Origin of the sequence: Halioglobus sp. HI00S01, assembly GCF_001635445.1 — a bacterium.
Classification (GTDB): Bacteria; Pseudomonadota; Gammaproteobacteria; order Pseudomonadales; family Halieaceae; genus Halioglobus; species Halioglobus japonicus.
The window spans coordinates 1-530 of record NZ_LWEE01000327.1 but is presented as its reverse complement, the minus strand read 5'-3'; the positions used below and the strand labels follow the sequence as shown (position 1 = coordinate 530).

Here is a 530-nt window from a genome sequence, read left to right as displayed (position 1 = left end):
TTGGCCGCACAGTGGAATCGGGTGGCATCTTTAACGTCATCAAAAAAGGCATAGGCCGGGGCTCGCCCCTGAGTCCGCTGTTAGCGGCCATCTATCTCAAGCCATTGGATGATGTGATGGACCGCGCTGGCATTGCCTATGTGCGTTATATGGATGACTGGGTCATCATGACGCCTCGCCGTCACCAACTCAGGCGGGGTATTCGCCTGATCCAGCAGACCTTGCAGCAGCTCAAACTCAACACCCATCCAGACAAAACCTGGGTGGGCAAGATAGACCGGGGCTTTACGTTTCTGGGCTACCACCACACCCGTGCTGGCGTGACGCCAGCCAAGGACACCATCGCGCGCTTTCGTGAGCGAATCACCCAGCTTTATGAGCAAGGTGCGGGCCAAGCCCGCATTGGGGCCTACGCAACACGCTGGTGGCGTTGGGTGTGCGCAGGTTTACCCGGGACGCAGGTGCTGGTCGAACTGAAAGCCCTCACCGGGGCCACGCGCAGACTGTCACCCGCACCGTGACGTGCCGTG

Annotated in this window: 1 protein-coding gene; it reads left to right on the top strand. The window is 60.0% G+C overall.

Annotation, left to right across the window (positions count from 1 at the left end; genetic code table 11):
* A partial coding sequence (locus tag A3709_RS20825; protein ID WP_255359772.1) for a reverse transcriptase domain-containing protein occupies nucleotides 1-521 on the top strand: 521 nt, incomplete at its 5' end.
* Nucleotides 522-530: the final 9 nt, after the last annotated feature.